Source organism: Pedococcus sp. 2YAF34, assembly GCF_052114585.1.
In the GTDB taxonomy this organism is placed as follows: domain Bacteria; phylum Actinomycetota; class Actinomycetes; order Actinomycetales; family Dermatophilaceae; genus Pedococcus.
The window spans coordinates 1-715 of record NZ_JBFRFA010000081.1 but is presented as its reverse complement, the minus strand read 5'-3'; the positions used below and the strand labels follow the sequence as shown (position 1 = coordinate 715).

Below are 715 nucleotides of genomic sequence, written 5' to 3'. Positions count from 1 at the left end.
CGAAGAACATGACGTCGGGCGAAGGCGGAATCGTCACGACCGGCAGCGACGAGGTCGCCCGCCGGCTGCGCCTGCTGCGCAACCAGGGCATGGAGAAGCAGTACGAGAACGAGATCGTGGGCTTCAACGCGCGCATGACGAACCTCCACGCCGCAATCGGCCGGGTGCAGCTGACGAAGATCGACGGCTGGACGCAGCAGCGCCAGGCGAACGCGGCCTTCTTCGACGCCGAGCTCGACGGAGTCGTCACCCCGCCCGTCGCTTCCGACGCGACCCACGTCTACCACCAGTACACGATCCGCGTGCAGGAGGACCGCGACGGCCTCGCGCAGGCGCTGCGTGACGAGTACGCCATCGGCAGCGGTGTGTACTACCCGATCCCGAACCACCGCCTCCCCTCGTTCCAGCGCACGGAGGACCTGCCCGAGACCGAGCGCGCCGCATCCGAGGTGCTCTCGCTCCCCGTTCACCCGTCGCTCTCCCGCGCCGACCTCGAGCGCATCGTGACCGCGGTCAACACGCTCGCGAAGGCGGGTTCGTGATGACGGAACTCCGCATCGGCCTGGTCGGCCTGGGAATGATGGGCCGGCACCACGCGCGGGTGATCCGCGAGACCGACGGTGTCGTACTCGCCGGCGTCGCAGACGCGATGGGCGACCCGCACCGCGTCGCGGGAGACCTCGACGTCTCCGCGTCGATCGAGGACCTCATCGCG

General features: G+C 69.4%; 1 protein-coding gene and 1 pseudogene. Both read left to right on the top strand.

What is annotated here, in order from left to right; all coding sequences use genetic code 11:
* Positions 1–542: DegT/DnrJ/EryC1/StrS family aminotransferase (locus tag AB4Z02_RS18945; protein ID WP_441972910.1), on the top strand; the 542-nt coding region annotated here is incomplete at its 5' end.
* A pseudogene (locus AB4Z02_RS18940) lies at positions 542–715 on the top strand (gfo/Idh/MocA family oxidoreductase); the annotation flags it as partial. The gene AB4Z02_RS18945 and the pseudogene AB4Z02_RS18940, both read left to right, overlap by 1 nt.